Raw genomic sequence first — 1,922 nt, 5'->3', positions numbered from 1 at the left:
CGGTGCGCCCCGACGGCGCGTATTACCAGTGGAGGAAGGATCCACCCAGAGAGTTGTCGATTGATCTGGTAGCTGACGAGCGGTTTGGACGAGCAATCGGACGGATCGAAGCCTCGTGACAAAGGTCGCTTTAGGCGGCCGAGCAATCCAGCGGGCCGTAACGTGAGTGAAGCCTGAGCACGCCTCGAAAGTTACGATGTGAATGCCGACCCGATCGTATGGCGGGGAAGGCCGTGCGGACAGGGAAGCAATCGACGCACGCACCTGTCTGGTTCACCGGGGTAATGGGCACGGCACGTTGGAAAGGTAGTACGGGTAATCGGGGGAGACCCGTCTTGGTCGAAGGTCGCGCCTTCAGCATTGAGTAGTCGATGGACCGGACGGGAGTCGGACAGGGTCAAAGGTACCGATGAAACCGGGTAATTCCGGCGGAGGAAAGGACCCTGACTTCAGGTGCGCTTTTGAAGATGGCGAGGGAAAGGGTAGATTGGCGATGAGCCTTGAAACGCCCGATAAGATCAGGAGCCTTCAGAGAAAGCTTTATTGCAAAGCGAAGGCGGAGCCTGCCTTCCGCTTCTACGTGCTGTACGACAAGATCTGCCGCGAGGACATTCTGAGCCATGCCTACAAGCTGGCCCGCGCCAACGCGGGTGCGCCGGGAGTGGACGGAATAACTTTCGAACAGATCGACGCGTCGGGACTCGAAGCATGGTTGGCTGGCCTGCGCGATGAACTCGTCACGAAGACCTATCGGCCCGATCCGGTGCGGCGGGTGATGATCCCGAAGCCCGGCGGCGGCGTACGTCCGCTCGGTATCCCAACAATCCGGGACCGGGTCGTCCAAGCTGCTGCAAAGATCGTGCTGGAACCGATCTTCGAGGCGGATTTTGAGGACGGCGCTTATGGATATCGCCCGCGCCGCAACGCGGTCGATGCCGTCAAGGAAGTGCACCGGCTTATGTGCCGGGGCTACACAGATGTTGTTGACGCCGATTTGTCGAAATACTTCGACACGATACCACACTCGGACCTCCTCAAATCGGTGGCCCGACGCATCGTCGACCGGAATGTGCTGCGGCTGATTAAGTTATGGCTGCGAGTACCGGTCGAGGAGCGGGATAGCAACGGGAAACGGCGCATGAGCGGCGGTAAGAGCAACAAGTGTGGCACGCCACAGGGCGGTGTCATCAGTCCGCTGCTCTCCGTCATCTACATGAACCGGTTCCTGAAGCATTGGCGACTCAGCGGTCGGCGTGAAGCATTCCATGGCCAGATTATCTCCTATGCCGACGACTTCGTCATTCTCAGCCGCGGCTACGCGGAAGACGCATTGACGTGGACGAAAGCGGTGATGACCAAGCTTGGGCTGACACTCAACGAGACTAAAACCTCGGTGAAGAATGCCCGATTGGAAAGCTTTGACTTCCTTGGGTACACGCTCGGACCCCGCCACTTCCGCAATGGGGGGCGGTGGTATCTTGGCGCGGCTCCGTCGAAGAAAAACGTGCTGCGGATCAAGAGGAAGGTCAGCGAACTGCTGACGCCGGGCAACAAGGGCGCTTGGCCCGAAGTACAAGCACGACTGAACCGCCTTCTGCGCGGCTGGTCCGCTTACTTCAGCTATGGCTCGCTTGCTACGGCTCATCAGGCCGTTGATCGACACGTCTTTGACCGCGTGCTCGCCTTTCTGCGCAGACGACATAAAACGCCAGGACGTGGCGTCAGACGGTTCTCTGATCAGATCTATGGGAACCCTGGCGTACTTGTGCTGAACCGCGTGCGCAAAGTGTCGCCGACGTGCGCCTTGTGACGAAACCTGTCGGAAAGCCGGATGCGGGAAAACCGCACGTCCGGTTTGATGAGCGGGGAGAGGAAACGGAACGCGCAACAAGCGCATCACCGCGCCTCTCCTCGACTCTACT

General features: G+C 59.3%; 1 protein-coding gene. It reads left to right on the top strand.

What is annotated here, in order from left to right:
* Positions 1-493: 493 nt before the first annotated feature.
* Positions 494-1,810: a group II intron reverse transcriptase/maturase gene (gene ltrA / locus AAFX91_RS41235; RefSeq protein ID WP_394570302.1), complete on the top strand. Its 1,317-nt coding sequence runs from the start codon at positions 494-496 to the stop codon at positions 1,808-1,810.
* Positions 1,811-1,922: the final 112 nt, after the last annotated feature.

The sequence above is a fragment of the Bradyrhizobium sp. 31Argb genome, assembly GCF_043638955.1.
GTDB lineage: Bacteria > Pseudomonadota > Alphaproteobacteria > Rhizobiales > Xanthobacteraceae > Bradyrhizobium.
This window is presented reverse-complemented; position numbering and strand designations above follow the sequence as displayed.